The sequence below is a fragment of the Streptomyces achromogenes genome, from assembly GCF_030816715.1.
Lineage (GTDB): Bacteria > Actinomycetota > Actinomycetes > Streptomycetales > Streptomycetaceae > Streptomyces > Streptomyces achromogenes_A.
In genome coordinates this window covers 4,324,079-4,341,125 of record NZ_JAUSYH010000001.1, presented here as the reverse complement: position 1 = coordinate 4,341,125, position 17,047 = coordinate 4,324,079, and the positions used below count along the sequence as shown (strand labels likewise).

15 protein-coding genes and 1 tRNA gene are annotated in these 17,047 nt (G+C 72.0%); 4 read left to right on the top strand and 12 right to left on the bottom strand.

Features of this window, described 5'->3' with window-relative positions:
- Positions 1-5 precede the first annotated feature (5 nt).
- From QF032_RS19450 to QF032_RS19440, 3 genes are all read left to right on the top strand, one after another.
- Complete coding sequence (locus QF032_RS19450; RefSeq protein WP_307044279.1) at positions 6-1,670, top strand: bifunctional glycosyltransferase family 2/GtrA family protein; 1,665 nt, start codon at positions 6-8, stop codon at positions 1,668-1,670.
- Positions 1,667-3,937, top strand: a complete 2,271-nt coding sequence (locus tag QF032_RS19445; RefSeq protein ID WP_307056804.1) for an ArnT family glycosyltransferase — start codon at positions 1,667-1,669, stop codon at positions 3,935-3,937. Before QF032_RS19450 ends, QF032_RS19445 begins: the two co-directional genes overlap by 4 nt.
- Positions 3,938-4,127: 190 nt before the next feature.
- Positions 4,128-4,898 carry a TetR/AcrR family transcriptional regulator gene (locus QF032_RS19440; protein WP_307056802.1) on the top strand — a complete coding sequence of 257 codons (771 nt, stop codon included), beginning with the start codon at positions 4,128-4,130 and terminating at the stop codon, positions 4,896-4,898.
- 97 nt (positions 4,899-4,995) lie between these two features.
- On the opposite strand, the gene QF032_RS19435 is transcribed toward QF032_RS19440, so the two are convergent.
- From QF032_RS19435 to QF032_RS19420, 4 genes are all read right to left on the bottom strand, one after another.
- Positions 4,996-5,472, bottom strand: a complete 477-nt coding sequence (locus QF032_RS19435) for a PPOX class F420-dependent oxidoreductase (protein ID WP_307044273.1) — start codon at positions 5,470-5,472, stop codon at positions 4,996-4,998.
- Between the two features lie 106 nt (positions 5,473-5,578).
- On the bottom strand, positions 5,579-6,406 hold the full coding sequence (locus QF032_RS19430) for a YceI family protein (RefSeq protein WP_307056801.1): 828 nt from the start codon (positions 6,404-6,406) through the stop codon (positions 5,579-5,581).
- 354 nt (positions 6,407-6,760) lie between these two features.
- Positions 6,761-9,331, bottom strand: a complete 2,571-nt coding sequence (locus QF032_RS19425) for an MFS transporter (protein ID WP_307056798.1) — start codon at positions 9,329-9,331, stop codon at positions 6,761-6,763.
- Positions 9,332-9,344: 13 nt separating this feature from the next.
- Positions 9,345-9,914: a MarR family winged helix-turn-helix transcriptional regulator gene (locus QF032_RS19420; protein WP_307044267.1), complete on the bottom strand. Its 570-nt coding sequence runs from the start codon at positions 9,912-9,914 to the stop codon at positions 9,345-9,347.
- A gap of 448 nt (positions 9,915-10,362) precedes the next feature.
- Here QF032_RS19420 and QF032_RS19415 point away from each other — a divergent pair, with 448 nt between their 5' ends.
- Positions 10,363-10,560 carry a hypothetical protein gene (locus QF032_RS19415; RefSeq protein WP_307044265.1) on the top strand — a complete coding sequence of 66 codons (198 nt, stop codon included), beginning with the start codon at positions 10,363-10,365 and terminating at the stop codon, positions 10,558-10,560.
- A gap of 541 nt (positions 10,561-11,101) precedes the next feature.
- Here the strand turns inward: QF032_RS19415 and QF032_RS19410 are convergent.
- The 8 genes from QF032_RS19410 to QF032_RS19375 all read right to left on the bottom strand — a co-directional run bounded on the left by QF032_RS19410 (position 11,102) and on the right by QF032_RS19375 (position 16,722).
- Positions 11,102-11,344, bottom strand: a complete 243-nt coding sequence (locus QF032_RS19410) for a hypothetical protein (protein ID WP_307044263.1) — start codon at positions 11,342-11,344, stop codon at positions 11,102-11,104.
- Positions 11,345-12,000: 656 nt separating this feature from the next.
- Positions 12,001-12,909, bottom strand: a complete 909-nt coding sequence (locus tag QF032_RS19405) for an RNA polymerase sigma factor SigF (protein WP_306950342.1) — start codon at positions 12,907-12,909, stop codon at positions 12,001-12,003.
- Positions 12,910-13,391: 482 nt separating this feature from the next.
- The gene (locus QF032_RS19400) at positions 13,392-14,429 is read right to left on the bottom strand and encodes an RNA polymerase sigma factor SigF (RefSeq protein ID WP_373430356.1); all 1,038 of its coding nucleotides are present in this window, start codon (positions 14,427-14,429) and stop codon (positions 13,392-13,394) included.
- Between the two features lie 194 nt (positions 14,430-14,623).
- Positions 14,624-14,917, bottom strand: coding sequence for a Dabb family protein (locus QF032_RS19395; RefSeq protein ID WP_306950340.1), 294 nt, complete (start codon positions 14,915-14,917; stop codon positions 14,624-14,626).
- 30 nt (positions 14,918-14,947) lie between these two features.
- Positions 14,948-15,124, bottom strand: coding sequence for a hypothetical protein (locus QF032_RS19390; RefSeq protein WP_173985603.1), 177 nt, complete (start codon positions 15,122-15,124; stop codon positions 14,948-14,950).
- 443 nt (positions 15,125-15,567) lie between these two features.
- A tRNA-Ser gene (locus tag QF032_RS19385) sits at positions 15,568-15,652 on the bottom strand.
- A 57-nt stretch (positions 15,653-15,709) separates the two neighbouring features.
- Positions 15,710-16,141: a tRNA adenosine(34) deaminase TadA gene (tadA, locus tag QF032_RS19380; protein WP_307056797.1), complete on the bottom strand. Its 432-nt coding sequence runs from the start codon at positions 16,139-16,141 to the stop codon at positions 15,710-15,712.
- Positions 16,142-16,191: 50 nt separating this feature from the next.
- Complete coding sequence (locus QF032_RS19375; protein WP_307056795.1) at positions 16,192-16,722, bottom strand: tRNA adenosine deaminase-associated protein; 531 nt, start codon at positions 16,720-16,722, stop codon at positions 16,192-16,194.
- Positions 16,723-17,047 lie beyond the last annotated feature (325 nt).

The following is a 17,047-nucleotide window of genomic DNA, read 5'->3' as shown; positions in this document are numbered from 1 at the left end:
GCGACATGCGAACCGACTCTTCTCCCGGCACGCTGCCGGCGCGGGAGCACCTCCCGGCCGCCACAGCCGGTACGCCTGTCCTGGACGTAGTGATCCCCGTCTTCAACGAGGAGAAGGACCTCCAGCCCTGCGTCCAGAGACTGCACGACCACCTGACGCGTACGTTCCCCTACTCCTTCCGCATCACGATCGCGGACAACGCGTCGACCGACGCGACCCCTTCGGTGGCGCGCCGGCTGACGGCGCGGATCCCGGAGGTGCGGAACTTCCGGCTCGAGCAGAAGGGCCGCGGCCGAGCCCTGCGGACCGTCTGGTCCGCCTCGGACGCCCCGATCCTCGCGTACATGGACGTGGACCTGTCCACCGACCTCAACGCCCTGCTGCCGCTGGTGGCGCCGCTGATCTCCGGCCACTCCGACCTGGCGATCGGCTCCCGGCTCGCTCATGACTCCCGTGTGGTGCGCGGGCCGAAGCGGGAGTTCATCAGCCGCGCCTACAACCTGATCCTGCGCGGCTCGCTGCAGGCCCGCTTCTCGGACGCGCAGTGCGGGTTCAAGGCGATCCGGCGAGACGTCGCACAGATTCTGCTCCCCCTGGTGGAAGACACCGGCTGGTTCTTCGACACCGAGATGCTGGTGCTCGCCGAGCGCGCCGGCCTCCGTATCCACGAGGTGCCGGTCGACTGGGTCGACGACCCGGACTCCACGGTGCACATCGTGAAGACGGCGACCGACGACCTGAAAGGGGTGTGGCGCGTGGGCAGGGCCCTGGCCACCGGTTCGCTGTCCCTCGACCGGCTCCGCCGCCCGTTCGGCGACGACCCGCGCGACCGCGACATCCAGGACGTGCCGGGGGGCCTGGCCCGTCAGCTGGTCGGGTTCTGCGTCGTCGGCGGTCTGTCCACGCTCTTCTACCTCGTTCTCTACAGCGGCTTCCGCCAGTTCGGCGGCTCGCAGATCGCCAACGCGCTCGCCCTGCTGGTGTCCGCGGTCGCCAACACCGCCGCCAACCGGCGTCTCACCTTCGGGGTGCGGGGGCGCGGCGGGGCCGTCAAGCACCAGGCGCAGGGCCTGGTCGTCTTCGGCATCGGCCTGGCGCTGACCAGCGGCTCGCTCGTCGCGCTGAACGCGGCGACCTCCGACCCCGCGCACGCCACCGAACTGGCGGTCCTCGTCGCCGCCAACCTCGCGGCGACGGTGCTGCGTTTCCTGCTCTTCCGCGTGTGGGTGTTCTCCGACCGGCGCGACGGTGAGGACCCGGCGACGACGACCGGGGCCCCCGCCCCCGTCGAGACCCCCGCCGCTGCCGGGGGCCCGTCCTCCGCGACGTACCCGACCGCGGACGCGGGCCCTGCGACGTACCCGACGGCGGACGCGGGCCCTGCGACCTACCCGACGGCCACGCCCACGACGTACCCGGTGGCCTCGTCCGTGCAGGCGGGCGGCCCCTTCGGGCCGCTGCCCCAGCGCTCGGGCCCGCCGCAGCGGCCGGTCGCCCATCCGCACGGCGCCGCCCGGACCACGACCTCGTCCACGACCTCGTCCATGACCTCGTCCACGTCCACGACCCACCTCCGCGCCGACGACGCCGCGGACGGCACCTGGAGGGACGCCACCCTGCGGACGCAGCCGGTGCGCCCCCACGACACCGAGCCGGGGGACGCCCGATGACCACCCACCTCGACCAGCCGACGACCGCCTGGGGCGCGCCGCCGGAGAACTCCCCGGCGTCCGCGCGCGAAACCGCCGTCCCGGCCCCCGACTCGGGTGAGCCGAAGCAGCCCCTGCACCGCAGACTGTGGCGAGGCCGCCCCGAGGACCCGCGCTGGGCCCGCCCGGCGTTCCTCGGCCTGCTGGCCGCCACTCTGCTCCTCTACCTCTACGACCTGAGCGCCTCCGGCTATGCCAACTCCTTCTACTCGGCGGCCGTCCAGGCGGGCAGCCAGAGCTGGAAGGCCCTGTTCTTCGGCTCGCTGGACGCGGGCAACGCGATCACCGTCGACAAGCCCCCGGCCTCCCTGTGGCCGATGGCGCTGTCGGTGCGGATCTTCGGCCTGAACTCGTGGGCGATCCTCGCGCCCGAGGTGCTGATGGGCGTCGGCACGGTCGCCGTCGTGTACGCCTCGGTTCGCCGCCGGTTCAGCCCCGCGGCCGGTCTGATCGCCGGCGCGGTGCTGGCCCTGACCCCCGTCGCCGCCCTGATGTTCCGGTTCAACAACCCGGACGCGATGCTGGCCCTCCTGATGGCCGTGGCCTGCTACTTCACGGCTCGCGCGATCGAGGACGGGCGGACGAAGTGGCTGGTGTGGGCCGGCGTCGCGATCGGCTTCGCGTTCCTCGCCAAGACCTTGCAGGCGTTCCTGATCCTGCCGCCGCTCGCGCTCGTCCACGCGGTCTGCGCGCCGGTGCCGGTGAAGAAGCGGCTGGGCCAACTGGCCGTCGCCACGGGCGCGCTGATCGTGTCCGGCGGCTGGTGGGTCGCGATCGTCGAGCTGTGGCCCGCCTCCTCCCGCCCGTACATCGGCGGCTCTCAGAACAACTCCTTCCTGGAGCTGACCTTCGGCTACAACGGTCTCGGCCGCCTCAACGGCGAGGAGACCGGCAGCGTCGGCGGCGGCGGTGGCGGCGGGAACACCGGTCAGTGGGGTGAGACCGGCTGGGACCGGATGTTCAACTCCGAGATCGGCGGCCAGATCTCCTGGCTGCTGCCGGCCGCGCTGGTGCTGCTCGTCGGCGGTCTGGTGGCGACCCGGAAGCTGCGGCGGACGTCGACGACCCGGGGCCTGTTCCTGGTCTGGGGCGGCTCCCTGCTGATCACCATGGCCGTCTTCAGTTACATGGCGGGCATCTTCCACCAGTACTACACGGTGGCCCTGGCCCCCTACATGGCGGCCGTGATCGGCATGGGCGCCGGCGTCCTGTGGGAGAAGCGGTCCGAGATCTGGGCCTCGCTGACCCTCGCGGCCTCGGTCGTGGCGGCGGCGGCCTGGAGCTACGTCCTGCTCAACCGCACGCCCGACTACCTGCCCTGGCTGAAGTGGCTGGTGCTGCTCGGCGGGCTGACCGCCGCGCTCGGCCTGGTCTTCGCGGGCCGGATCAACCGGCAACTCGCGCTCGCCGCGGCGTCCGTCGGCCTCGTGGCCGCGCTGGCCGGCCCGGCGGCGTACACCCTCAGCACGCTGCAGGAGGGCCACACCGGCTCCATCGTCACCGCCGGTCCGGCCGGCGCGAGCAGGATGGGCGGCGGTCCGGGTGGCGGCGGTGGCCGGGGCGGCTTCGGCGGCAACGGTGGCGGCCCCGGCGGCCAGAACGGCAACGGCACTACGCAGAATCAGGGCCAGAATCAGGGCCAGAATCAGGGTCAGGGGCAGAACCAGCCGGGCGGCGGCGCGGGCGGCTTCCCCGGTGGCGGCATGCCGGGCCAGAGTCAGCAGAACGGCAACGGCACCACCCAGAACGGCAACGGCAGTACGCAGGGGCAGGGCCAGAACCAGCAGGGCGGCACGCCCGGCGGGCAGACCGGTGACGGCGGCGGCATGGGCGGCGGCGGTGGCGGCCTGCTGAACGGCGCGAGCGTCTCCGCCGAGGCCAAGAAGCTGCTGGAGACCGACTCGGGGAAGTACACGTGGGCCGCGGCGGCGATCGGCGCCCAGAACGCCGCGAGCTACCAGCTCGCCACGGGTGACGCGGTCATGGCGATCGGCGGCTTCAACGGCACCGACCCGTCCCCGACGCTGGCGCAGTTCAAGCAGTACGTGGCCGACGGTGAGATCCACTACTTCATCAGCAGCGGTTCCGGCGGGGGCATGGGCGGGGGCATGGGCGGCAGCAGCAACGGCACGTCCTCGCAGATCACCTCCTGGGTCGAGGCCAACTTCAAGAAGGTGACGGTCGGTTCGTCCACCTTCTACGACCTGACCCGGAAGGCGAGCAGCTGACGAGGGCCACGAGGACGGGTCCGAGGAAGCGGGTTCGCGGGGACAGGGCGGTGGCGCGGCGCCACCGCCCTGTCCCCGTCTTCCGGGACGGTCGAATCCCCAGCCCGGGCGGGGCCCCGCCCTCCTGCGGAACGCCGGCCACCGCTTAGCATCGTCCCCAGTGACCGGGAGTTCAGGAAGGTGCCGCGCGATGGCCGAGACCGCCAAGGATCCCGCCGCGCACACCAGCGTGTGGCTGGAAGGCAAAGCGCGTCGCCGGGGCCGCGGCGGGGGTCAGCTCTCCGGACTCGACCGGGACCGGATCACCGAGGCCGCCGTGCGGCTGCTGGACGCCGAGGGGCTGGCCGGGTTCTCCATGCGGCGGCTGGCGGCCGAGCTGAACGTGACGGCGATGTCCGTCTACTGGTACGTCGACACCAAGGACGACCTGCTCGAACTCGCCCTGGACGCCGCCTTCGGCGAGTTGTCGGAGCTGCTGCCCGATCCGGCGGACGACGACGTTGACTGGCGCGACCAGCTGCGCGCGCTCGCCCGGGCCTACCGCGACCTGCTGGTCCGGCATCCCTGGCTGTCGCCGCTGGCCGGCACGTTCCTCAACGTCGGCCCCGAACACCTCGCCTTCTCCCGCGTCGTCCAGCGCGTCGTCCGCCGCACCGGGATCCCGACGCGCGGCCTCGGGGCGGCCATCGCCGCCGTCTTCCAGTTCGTGTACGGCTTCGGCACCATCGAGGGCCACTTCCTCGCCCGCTGCACGGCCGTCGGCATGACCCCGGACGACTACTTCCGCCGCGCGATGAGCGAGGCCGGCCAGGTCCCGCCGGCCGCCGAAGTGGTCAAGGAGGCCGGAGACATCATGGCGGCGCGCGGCGACGACACGGTCGAGGAGATGTGGGAGCGCGACTTCGCATTCGCCCTGGACCTGCTGATCGCGGGCATCGAGGCGATGGCCGAGCGCGGCTGACGGACCACACCCGGCGGCGCCCCGCCCTCCGCCGGGATCCGGCCTGCTCGGCCTGCTCGGCCTGCTTGGTCTACTCGGCCTGGTCGTCCGGGCCGGCCTACTCGTCGGCGCCGGTGACCAGGCGTGCCGGGAAGCCGCCGGTGGCCACCGGGCCCCACCGCTCCGGAGTGATCCGGATGATCGACTTGCCCTGCTTGCGCATGGCCCGGCGGTACTCGTCCCAGTCGGGGTGCTCGCCGGCGATGTTGCGGTAGTACTCCACGAGCGGTTCGACGGAGTCGGGGGCGTCGACCACCTCGGCGGCGCCGTCGATCTGGACCCACGGCCCGTTCCAGTCGTCGCTGAGCACGAGGACGCCGACGCGCGTGTCCCGCTTGGCGTTGCGCGTCTTGGCCCGCTCGGGATACGTGGAGACGACGATGCGCCCCGAGTCGTCGACCCCGCAGGTCAGCGGTGAGGCCTGCGGGCCGCCGTCGGCACGCCGGGTCAGCAGGATCGCACGGTGGCGTGGACGGACGAAGTCCAGCAGCTCGTCCAGGGAGACCGTGGTGTTCGTCGCGATGTTCGGTGCCATGCCCTCAGCCTAGGCCGCGGGACGCCCCGCCCGGCTGACCCTGCGGTGCGTACGCCTGTGGCGGTCGCGGTGCCCGTGGCCGTCGTCGTCGTGCGGCTGCCCGTCGCTAGGCCTCGAGCTGCGGCAGCGCGTCCCCCTGCACCGCCTGGACGTCCAGCTCCACCTTCAGCGTCGTCCCGATGGCCGCGATGCCGGCCTGGACGACCTGGTTGTAGTTCATGGCGAAGTCCTCGCGCCGCAGCTGCGCGGTCGCGCGGAAGGCGGCCCGGGTGCCGCCCCACGGGTCGGAGCCCGTGCCGAGGTAGGCCAGGTCCAGCTCCACGGGGCGGGCGACGCCGCGCATGGTCAGCTCGCCGTGGACCGTCCAGCGGTCGGGGCCGGCCGGGGTCAGTCCGTCCGAGCGGTAGACGATCTCCGGGTACCGCTCGACGTCCAGGAAGTCGGCCGAGCGCAGATGGGCGTCGCGCACCGCGTTGCCGGTGTCGATGGAGGCCGCCCGGATCACCGCCTCCACCCGGGACTTCGTGACGTCGTCCGGGGCGACCTCGACGGCCGCCGCGAACTCCGTGAACCTGCCGTGCACGCTGGAGATGCCCAGGTGCTGGGCGACCGCGCCGACGGCGGAGTGCGCCGGGTCGACGGTCCAGGGGCCGGGCGGGGGCAGCTCCGAACCGCCCTGCCGGGCCAGGGTCACGGTCCCGACCTCCGCCCTTCCGCTCGCCGTGACGATCGCGCTGGAGGCCGCGGGTGCGTACCCGACGGCGGTGACGATCACCGTGTAGGCCCCGGGGGCGAGTGCGGTCGCGTCCCGCACGGCCCCTTCCGCGTCGGCCTCGGCGCGCAGCACCTGTCCGCCCGTCATGTCGGTCACCGTGACGACCGCGTGCGACACGGCCCATCCGTCCCGCGTGCGGATCTTCGCGGTCAGTCCCATCTCACGTACTCCTCGACTGGAACCGGCCCGGTGCGAGGCGTACCCCGCACCGGGCCGGAGCGATGTCTGCGACAACTGGCCGACCGGTGTCGACCGGTGTCGACCGGTGTCGACCGGTGTCGACCGGTGTCGACCGGTGTCGACCGGTGTCGACCTGCGGCCGATCGGCGGTCCTGCGACGGCAGGTGGCAGGTGGCAGGTGGCAGGTGGCAGGTGGCAGGTCAGCCGGCCGATGGCCGGTGCCGCTGACCGGCTGCCTGCCTGCCGGGTGCCTGCCCGGCACCCGCCCGCCTCCGGCCCGCCCGGGTGCCTGCCCGGCACCCGCCCGCCTCCGGCCCGCGTCCCGGCCCGCGACTACTCGCCCGGGTGGGCGAGCTCGATGTCGTGGCCGTCGACGTCGGCTCCCGCGACGGTCAGCGCGGTGGCCACCGGCGGGTAGCCGGTCGCGATGACCGTGTAGTCGCCGCCGTCGAGGTCGGCGAAGGCGTAGGCCCCGTCGACGCCGGTGGTGGCGGTGCCGACCACGTTGCCCGCCGCGTCCACGAGCGTCACGCGCGCGTCGGCCAGCGGTCCGTGCGGCGCCCGGACGACGCCCTGGAGCTGGGCGCCCGCGTCGAGGACGATCTCCGCGCGGGTCACGCCCGTGACGCCGATCTCGACGGGCAGGGCGTGCGGCCGGAACCCGGCGGCGTTCACCGCCACGGTCACCGCGCCCGGCACCAGCTCCGTGAAGGAGAACCCGCCCTGCTCACCGGTGGTTCCGGTGGCCAGCAGATCACCGCGCACATCGGTGACGATCACCATGGCGTCCTTGACGCCCTCGCCCGACTCGGCGGCCCGCACCACACCGGTGAGCCCGCTGGTCCCGCTGAGCAGGATGTCGTACGCCACCGGCTCCGCGCCGTTCACCACGATCGTGGAGGCCTGGGGCTGGAAGCCGTCCGCGGAGGCGATCAGCACGTACGAACCCGTGCCCGGCGCGTCCACCGCGTAGGAACCGTCGGTCTGCGCGACCGCCCGGCCGAGCTGCCGTCCGGTCAGCGAGATCAGGGTGACGGCGGCCTGCGGGACCGGCGCGTTCTCGGCACCGCGGACGAAGCCGTGCACGGGGACGCCGTTCGAGCGGGCCTCCCGGGACTCGGCGGCGCCGATGGCGGAGAGCTGCTGCGTACCCTGCGGACCGGCCTCCCGGCCGGGTTCGCCGGCCGGTTCGGCGACCGCCCAGCCGGGGACGTGCTCCCCTCCGGCGGCCGTGACCGCAGCTGTGCCCGTGCCCGTGCCCGTGCCCGTGGCCGGGACCGCGGCGGCGGCCGGGGTGTCGCCCTCCGCCGCCTGCGCCAGCGCGCCCTTGGTCCGCAGCGGGACTTCCTTGATGAAGAGGGTGATCAGGAAGGCGAGCAGCGCCAGCACCGCGGCGATCATGAAGACGTCGGCGATGCCGTGGCCGTACGCGCTCTCCATGACCGTGCGCAGCGGCACGGGCAGCTTGTCCATGTCCGGGATCTGACCGGAGGAACCGGAGCCGGACGCGAGCGCGGCGTACTTCGGGTCGAGGCCGGCGATGCCGTCCTCGGCGTAGTCGGTGATGCGGTTCGCCATGACGGCTCCGAGCGCCGAGACGCCGATCGCACCGCCGAGCGAACGGAAGAACGTGACTGTGGAGCTGGCCGATCCGAGGTCGGACGGGTCCACCTGGTTCTGCGTCGAGAGCACCAGGTTCTGCATCATCATGCCGATGCCGAGACCCAGCAGCGCCATGAAGAGCGCGGTCTTCCAGTAGTCCGTGTCGTAGCGGATCGTGCTGAGCAGGCCGAGGCCCGCGGTGATGAGCACACCACCGCTGACCAGCCAGGCCTTCCACTTTCCGGTGCGGGTGATGAGCTGCCCGGAGACGGTGGAGGAGACGAACAGACCGCCGATCATCGGGATCGTCATGATGCCGGACATCGTCGGGGACTCGTCCCGGGCCAGCTGGAAGTACTGGGCGAAGAAGACGGTCCCGGAGAACATCGCCACGCCCACGAACATCGAGGCGATCGACGACAGCGTGATGGTGCGGTTGCGGAACAGGCGCAACGGGATGATCGGCTCGGCGGCCCTGGCCTCGACGACCACGAACAGCAGCGCGAGCAGGACCGAGCCCGCGATCATCGTGTACGTCTGCCACGACAGCCAGTCGTACTTGTCACCGGCGAAGGTGACCCAGACCAGCAGCAGCGAGACCGCGGCCGAGATGAAGAAAGCGCCGGCCCAGTCGACCTTCACGTCCCGCTTCACGACCGGCAGGTGCAGCGTCTTCTGCAGCACGATCAGCGCGATGACGGCGAAGGGGACGCCGACGTAGAAGCACCAGCGCCAGCCCAGCCAGGAGGTGTCCGTGATGACGCCGCCGAGCAGCGGACCGCCGACGGTCGCCACGGCGAAGGTGGCCCCCAGGTAGCCGGAGTAACGGCCGCGCTCACGCGGGGAGATCATCGCCGCCATGACGATCTGCGCCAGGGCGGAGAGACCGCCCACGCCGACGCCCTGCACGACACGGCAGGCGATCAGCATTCCCGGGTTCTGCGAGAGCCCGGCGGCCGCCGAGCCCAGCACGTAGATGACGAGCGCGATCTGGACGAGCGCCTTCTTGCTGTACAGGTCGGCGAGCTTGCCCCACAGCGGGGTCGTCGCAGTCATCGACAGCAGGGTGGCGGTCACGACCCAGGTGTAGGCGGACTGTCCGCCGCCGAGGTCACCGATGATCTCGGGGAGGGCGTTGGAGACGATCGTGGACGAAAGGATCGCCACGAACATCCCGAGCAACAGCCCGGAGAGCGCTTCCATGATCTGCCGGTGGGTCATCGGAGCGTCCGCGGCGGAGCCGTGGGACCCTCCGCCGTGCTTCGCGTGGGCCCGCACACCGGTTGGTGTGGTCGTTGCCATGAGCTTCCTTCTCCTACGTCGCTTGTGCGGGTGTACGGGTGGTCTCGGTGGCCTGCATCCGTTCGCCTTCGCGAACGGGAGGCGGGGGTTGGGGCGGCCGGTGCGCCACGGGCGGCGGCGACTCGGGCGGGGGCGGTGGCCGGTGGGCGACGGTCCGGCAGTCGCCGAAGCTGGCGCGCAGCCGGGTCAGCAGTCCGACGAGCCGGCCGACGTCGGCGTCCGTCCAGTCGCCCAGCCGCTCGGCCAGGAGCTCCGTGCTGCGGCGGTGGAGGTCGGCGAGCATCGCCTGGCCCTCAGGCGTGAGGTGCAGGATGCGCGAGCGTTTGTCCGCCGGGTCGGGTGAGCGCAGGATCCAGCCCCGCTCGGCCAGGTGCGCGGCGTGCCGGCTGGTCACGGACATGTCGACGGCGAGCAGTTCGGACAGGTTGCTCATGCGCATGTCGCCGTGGCGGCCCAACAGCGTCAGCACCGCGGCCGAGCCGGCCGAACAGTCCTGCGGCAGGATCCGCCCGAGGTCACGCTTCACGGCCCCGACGGCACTGAGCTGATGCGCCAGCTCCGCGAACTGCGCCTGCTCGGCCATCACACCTCCCGAATTTGTTGCTTGGGGCAACCATAGAAGCCATTGGTTGCTACAGGCAAATAAAACGGGCCACCGCGGCCGCAAAAAGTTGGCAAAGGCAAGTATTACGGTGGTAAATCGGCAGGTGGAGTCCGAGGTGGGCACTCCGGCTGCACCGGCTGCACCGGCTGCACCGGCTGCACCGGCTGCACCGGCTGCACCGGCTGCACCGGCTGCACCGGCTGCACCGGCTGCACCGGCTGCACCGGCTGCACCGGCTGCACCGGTCGCACCGGTCGCACCGGTCGCACCGGTCGCACCGGTCGCACTGGTCAAGACCTGCCGAGACCTGCCGAGACCTGCCGAGAACGGTGGAACCGGTCGGGACCCGGCCGAACCTGCTGCGGGAAGGCGCTCCGCACGACCCCCACTTGGGTCCGACCGCCCGTTTTCGCTAGTGTCTCGGCCCATGGCTAACACCCAGGGCCCCCAGGGCAACCACGACCCCGCCGGCAGCACCCAGATGTTCCGCGCGTTCGTCGACGAGGGCGCTCCCCGGGCCGCCGCGCCGGCTCCCGCGCCGGCCGGTCCCCGTATCGGCCTGATCGTGGGCGTCGTCGCCGTGCTGGTGATCGTCGCGGCGGTCGCCTGGCTGGCGCTGAAGTAACGCGAGCGTCTCCGTGCACCCGTGCACCCGTGCTTACGGGTGCACGGTGCGCCCGCCCCCACCAGCCGCCGCGGTGGCCCCGGCGGGCGGGTGCCCGGCCGCGCCTGCCGCCGGGCCACCCGGCGTGCCGGCGAACGGCTCCGCCGGGCCCTCCCGACCCGGCAGCCCCGGCAGCCCCGACGGCTCGCACCGCGCTGCCGTCTCAACCCCTCGCGCCCAGGACACGGCGGACGCGCAGGATTGCGCGTCGCGCCGCCGGCACTCGCGCCCGCGCCGAGGCGCATCCGGTGTCATGGTGCCGCCGTGTCATCAGCGGTGCGGCGCCGGGCCGTTCCCCCCTCGCAGGCCCCCGCAGGGAGGCCCCGGACGCCGCCACACTCAAGGCGTCCTGGAGGCGGCTTCCGCACCGCACGGGAACACTCCCTCATCGCGTCGCCGTCGGCGCACAGGATTCCGCATCGCGCCTTCGTGAGCAGCTCCGCGCCGGGCGCAAACCGGCATCGCGCCGACGCCCGCGCAGGCACGCCGCACCGGAGCGCCGTCAGTGCCACTGCACCGAGACGTCACGGGTCTCGATGTGCATGCCCAGCGGTACGCGCCACGCGTCGACGCACACCGTCCAGGTCTTCTCCGTCCGTGCGCCCGCGCGGATCGGCGTGGGGAGCGGGACCGTCGACTCGCGCGTGGCCCAGTCGATGCCGAGTCCGTCGACGACATGGGTGCCGAACACGACCGTGCCCGAACCGACCGCTCTGCCACCGGAGTTGTGGAAGACGAGGGTCACGTCCTCACACCACCGCTGTTCCGTGCCCGCGCGGACCGGCTCACTCACGGTGAGGGCGGCCGGTGCCGGGGACGAGGGCCCGGACGGGGCCGTGGGGCCGGGCGAGGACGGAGCCGTGGGCGGATCCGTGTGCGGGTTCGAGGGCGAGCCGCCGACTGGATCGCCCGAGGCGCCCGCCGCCTTGTCTCCCCCGGCATCCGCATCGACACGCGCATCGGCACCCGCATCGGGAGCCTGGGCCGTCGTCCCCGGACGAGGGCCCGAACCCGAAGCTGAATCCGAAGCAGAACCCGGATCCGAGCCCGGTCTTCCGGTGGGGGAGCCGCTCTCGCCGTCCAGCGGAACGAGGCGTATCCCGCCCGTCGGCCCTCCGGGGCCGCCCGTGCCCGGACGGGCCGAGTCGCCCGCCGAGCCGAGAGCGACGTAGTCGTCACCACCGCCGTCTCCGCCGCATCCGGCGAGCAGGCCCGCCGCTCCCACCGCGAGTACGGCGGCCGCCGACGCGCCCCAGAGGGCGCCCCGGCGGCCATGTGCCCGTGTCGGACTGCGCATCGCGCCAGTGTGTCTGACGCACCGTCAGTGAGGAACCCCTGTGCGTGCGCCGCTGCTTCCCGACGACCTGACCGGCCGGTCAGGCCCGGGTGCCGTGACCGGCCCTAGTCGGAGATGAGGCCCTCGCGCAGCTGGGCCAGCGTCCGGGTGAGGAGACGGGAGACGTGCATCTGGGAGATGCCGACCTCCTCGCCGATCTGGGACTGGGTCATGTTGGCGAAGAAGCGCAGCATGATGATGCGGCGCTCGCGCGGCGGGAGCTTGGCCAGCAGCGGCTTCAGCGACTCGCGGTACTCCACGCCCTCGAGCGCGGTGTCCTCGTAGCCGAGGCGGTCGGCGAGAGAGCCCTCGCCGCCGTCGTCCTCCGCCGCCGGGGAGTCCAGCGAGGAGGCCGTGTAGGCGTTGCCGACGGCGAGGCCGTCGACGACGTCCTCCTCGGAGACGCCCAGCACCGCGGCGAGTTCGGCCACCGTCGGGGAGCGGTCCAGCTTCTGCGAGAGCTCGTCGCTGGCCTTGGTGAGCGCCAGCCGCAGCTCCTGCAGCCGGCGAGGGACGCGCACCGACCAGGACGTGTCGCGGAAGAAGCGCTTGATCTCGCCCACGACCGTCGGCATCGCGAACGTCGGGAACTCCACGCCCCGTTCGCAGTCGAAGCGGTCGATCGCCTTGATCAGGCCGATGGTGCCGACCTGGACGATGTCCTCCATCGGCTCGTTGCGCGAGCGGAAGCGGGCCGCCGCGTAGCGCACGAGCGGGAGGTTGAGCTCGATGAGAGTGTCCCGGACGTACACGCGCTCGGGGCTGTCCTCGGCGAGAGTGGCCAGTCGCAGGAACAGAGAGCGGGACAGGGTGCGGGTGTCGATGGCCCCCGTGGCCGTGAGAGCCGGGGCCGCGGGGGCCTCGGGGGCTGTGACGTCGTCGAGCACGTCGGGCTCGACAGGCGCGACGGGCGCGGACTCGCTCGGCGTGAGCGTGAGCGTGAGCACCTTCGAGCTGCCCTGTTCTGCGGACATGCCACCCCCTTTGGGTCGCGGGACGGTCGCGGCGCAACGCCCCCGCTTGAGGAACGTCAGCCTTCACCTGAATACCGGAGCCGAAGCCCCGGCAAACGCTCTTCCGGCAGAATGTCACATGTCGGCAACACGCTGTAGTGACATGTCGACATGTGAGTGACGAATCAGCCCTGGAAAAAGGGGGTGTGACGGTTTTTCAGCGGAGATCCACCAGGAAGAGCGAAGGTGAGCGATTCGCTCCCAACGGTGACCTGTCGGTCGTGCTTGCGACACCCCATCGAGCTACGTGTCGAGCGGCGCCGAAGGGGGATGCGGGCCGGGAGCCGGGAGCCGGGAGCCGGGAGCCGGGAGCCGGAAGCCGGAAGCCGGAAGCCGGGAGCCGGGAGCCGGGAGCCGGGAGCCGGGAGCCGGAAGCCGGAAGCCGGAAGCCGGACCCAAGGCTCAGGAATCGGGGCTCAGGGATGGGGGATCAGGGGGTCGCGTCACGCCTCGATGCGGTTGGCGGAGCGCAGTCGCTGGAAGCTGCGCGCCAGCAGGCGGGAGACGTGCATCTGGGAGACGCCGAGTTCCGCGCTGATCTGGGACTGCGTCAGGTTGCTGTAGTAGCGCAGCAGAAGGATGCGCTGCTCGCGCTCCGGGAGCTGGACCAGGAGGTGGCGGACGAGGTCGCGGTGCTCCACGCCGTCCAGCGCCGGGTCCTCGTAGCCGAGGCGGTCCAGCAGGCCGGGCAGGCCGTCGCCCTCCTGGGCGGCCTCGAGTGACGTGGCGTGGTACGAGCGGCCGGCCTCGATGCAGGACAGCACCTCGTCCTCGCCGATGCGCAGCCGCTCGGCGATCTCCGCTGTCGTCGGCGTGCGGCCGAAGGCGGTCGTCAGGTCCTCGGTCGCGCTGTTGACCTGCACCCACAGCTCGTGGAGCCGGCGCGGTACGTGCACGGTGCGGACGTTGTCCCGGAAGTACCGCTTGATCTCGCCGATGACCGTGGGCATCGCGAACGTCGGGAACTGCACGCCCCGTTCCGGGTCGAAGCGGTCGATGGCGTTGATCAGGCCGATGGTGCCGACCTGGACCACGTCCTCCATCGGCTCGTTGCGGGAGCGGAAACGGGCGGCCGCGTAGCGCACGAGCGGGAGGTTCGCCTCGATGAGCGCCCCGCGCACGCGGTTGTGCTCCGGCGTGCCCGGCTGGAGCTCCTTGAGCTCCCCGAAGAGCACCTGGGTCAGTGCCCGGGTGTCGGCGCCGCGGCGTCGCTCCGGGGCCGGAGCGGCCTCCACGGCCTCGGCGGCCTGCGCGCCCTCGACGGCCGGCGGAGTCTCGCCGCCCTGGGCGGCCTGCACGGTCTCCGTGAGCTGGGGGGCCTGAACGGTCTGGGGAGCCTCCACGGCCTCCATGGCGGGCGCGGGAGCGGGGGCCGGGGTCGAGGCCGCGCCCGGGCCCGGAACGGATGCGGGGGCCGACGCCGTGACGGGTGCCGGGGGCGCCTCTGTCTGAGGCGGCGCAGTACTGGCCGACAAGGTCAACGCCACCTCTTCGTCAGGTCAACATCGGTCAACTCATCCGTCAAAAGCGGTCATAGCATCACAAGACATGTGCACTGTGTGCAAGCACCCCATAACGCCGTGTTGAGCGGCGAGGAGGGCGCCGGCCTTGAACGAGGGCACGCAAAAACCCCCCGCCGGTCCGGCGGAGGGCTCCGTTCGGCAGGAGGGTCGGTTCAGACCTCGTAGTCCGCGACCACCCACGTGGCGAACTCCCGCCACAGCGCGACGCCCGCCTGGTGGGCCGGGTGCTCGAGGTACCGCTGGAGGGCGTCCGCGTCCTCGACCGCCGAGTTGATGGCGAAGTCGTAGGCGATGGGCCGCTCGCTGATGTTCCAGCCCAGCTCCCAGAAGCGCAGCTCGTCGATCTGTCCGCCCAGGGCCCGGAAGGCCGCCTCGCCCTGCACCACCCGGGGGTCGTCGCGCTCGACTCCCTCGTCGAGTTTGAACAGGACCAGGTGGCGGATCATGGGCACTCCCTGTGCGTGCGACGGTCTCGGCTACCGCGCCCCGTCGGCGAGCCAGGTGAAGAAGTCGCCGATGGCCTGGGCCGCGTCCGATATGCCCTCGAAGCCTATCTGGACGTAGTCCGCCGCCTTCGCCGGGTCCGTGATGATCACGTAGAGCACGAACACCACGAGCACGTAGACGGCGATCTTCTTGGCGTTCACCGCCACCTGGCCTCCCCTGTATGTGGCCGCTCGGGCCCCGCTGACGGCGGCGAGTGTATCCGTAAGTGCGATTTACTCACCGCTTTTGATCGTCTGTGGCGCGTTCATGAACCGTTCCGGGGACTCCGTCGATGGCTGTGGCGTGGCTGCCGCTCGCGGCCGAGGCATGGTGGTCGGTGCGGCATGCGGGAGCGCACGGCGCCGACTCCGAGGGCGCTGGACGCAAGGGTCCTGCGGGCGAGGATGCAGGCGCAATCCGCGCTCGCAATCCGCGCTCGGCATTCCGTGTTCGCAATCCGCGCTCGCATTCCGTGTTCGCACAGCGTCCGCGGCAGGTGCGTCGCCGCCGACGACGAGACTCGGCCGGGTCCGGCGCGGAAGAAGTCGCCGACCAGGGCGAGATGCCGAAGAGGCGCCCGGTTCGATGAACCGGGCGCCTCTCCTATCAGCGGTAGCGGAGGGATTTGAACCCTCGGTGACTTGCGCCACACTCGCTTTCGAGGCGAGCTCCTTCGGCCGCTCGGACACGCTACCGAGGGAGACCTTACAGCAAGGTGCGGCCCGGTTTGAAATCGATTCTGGGTGGGCGGATCAGCGCTCGCGGAAGAAGTCCGTGAGGAGTTGCGCGCACTCCTTCGCGAACACGCCCTCGATCACCTCGGGCCGGTGATTGAGCCGTCGGTCACGGACGACGTCCCAGAGGGAACCGGCCGCACCCGCCTTGTCGTCGCGGGCGCCGTAGACGACCCGGTCCACCCGCGACTGCACGAGGGCGCCCGCGCACATCGTGCACGGTTCGAGGGTCACGACGAGCGTGCAGCCGGACAGCCGCCACGCGCCGGTCGCCTCGGCCGCCCGCCGGACGGCGAGCACCTCCGCGTGGGCCGTCGGATCGCCGCCGGCCTCGCGTTCGTTGTGGCCTCTGGCGAGGACCGTGGTGCCGTCAGGAGCCAGCACCACGGCGCCGACCGGGACGTCTCCGCCCCGGGCGGCCAGCCGGGCCTCGTCCAGGGCGAGCCGCATCGCGGTCCGCCAGCGGTCGCGTACGGGGTCGGCCGGCGCCTCCGGTGCGGTCAGCGGACCGTCTCCAGGACCGCCGACGCGCCCAGGGCGTCGGCGATCTCGGTGAGCGCGTCGTCGGACAGCGCCCTCAGCTCCTTCTCGGTGACGCCGAGGTCGTCGAGGATCCCGGCGTCGCCGACCGGGCCGTGCGGCACGGCCTCCGCGGAGCCGCCGCTCGTGGCCCCGTCGGAGCCCTCGTCCTCGTCTTCACCGTCCTCGGTGCCGTCGAGATCCAGGGCGTCCAGGTCGACGTCATCCGGATCCCTTCCGAGCAGTTCGTCGGTGAGCAGGATCTCGCCGTACGAGCTGCGGGCGGCGGCAGCGGCGTCGGAGACGAAGATGCGAGGATCCTCCTCGCCGTCGATGCGGACGACCCCGAACCACGAGTCCTCCTGCTCGATCAGCACGAGCACCGTGTCCTCGTCCGGGGAGGCCTCCCGGGCCAGGTCGGCCAGATCCGACAGGGTCTCCACATCGTCGAGCTCTGTGTCGCTCGCTTCCCACCCGTCTTCGGTGCGCGCGAGCAGTGCGGCGAAGTACACCGTGACTCTCCCACTGGTCCTAGGCGTGCCGGTTGGGGGTCCCCCCGGCGGAGGTTACGGGCGGAGAGCTCGGCTCCGAGCCCCGCCCACTCGGAATCGTGGCAGAAACAAGGCGTCCAGGGGACGTCTTCGGCTCCCTGTGTTCGGTGGTTTTGATCGCACGTCCGCGGTCACCTCCGTGGTCACGTCCGTGAGCGACTCACCAGCGCGCTCGTTGCCGCCACGAGCGGATCGTACGCGGCTTTCCCGTGCGCCCACGCACGCCTGCCCGTGCGGCACCCGCGGGACACCCGTGACGGTGGTGATCTTCCCCGTATGCCCCAAG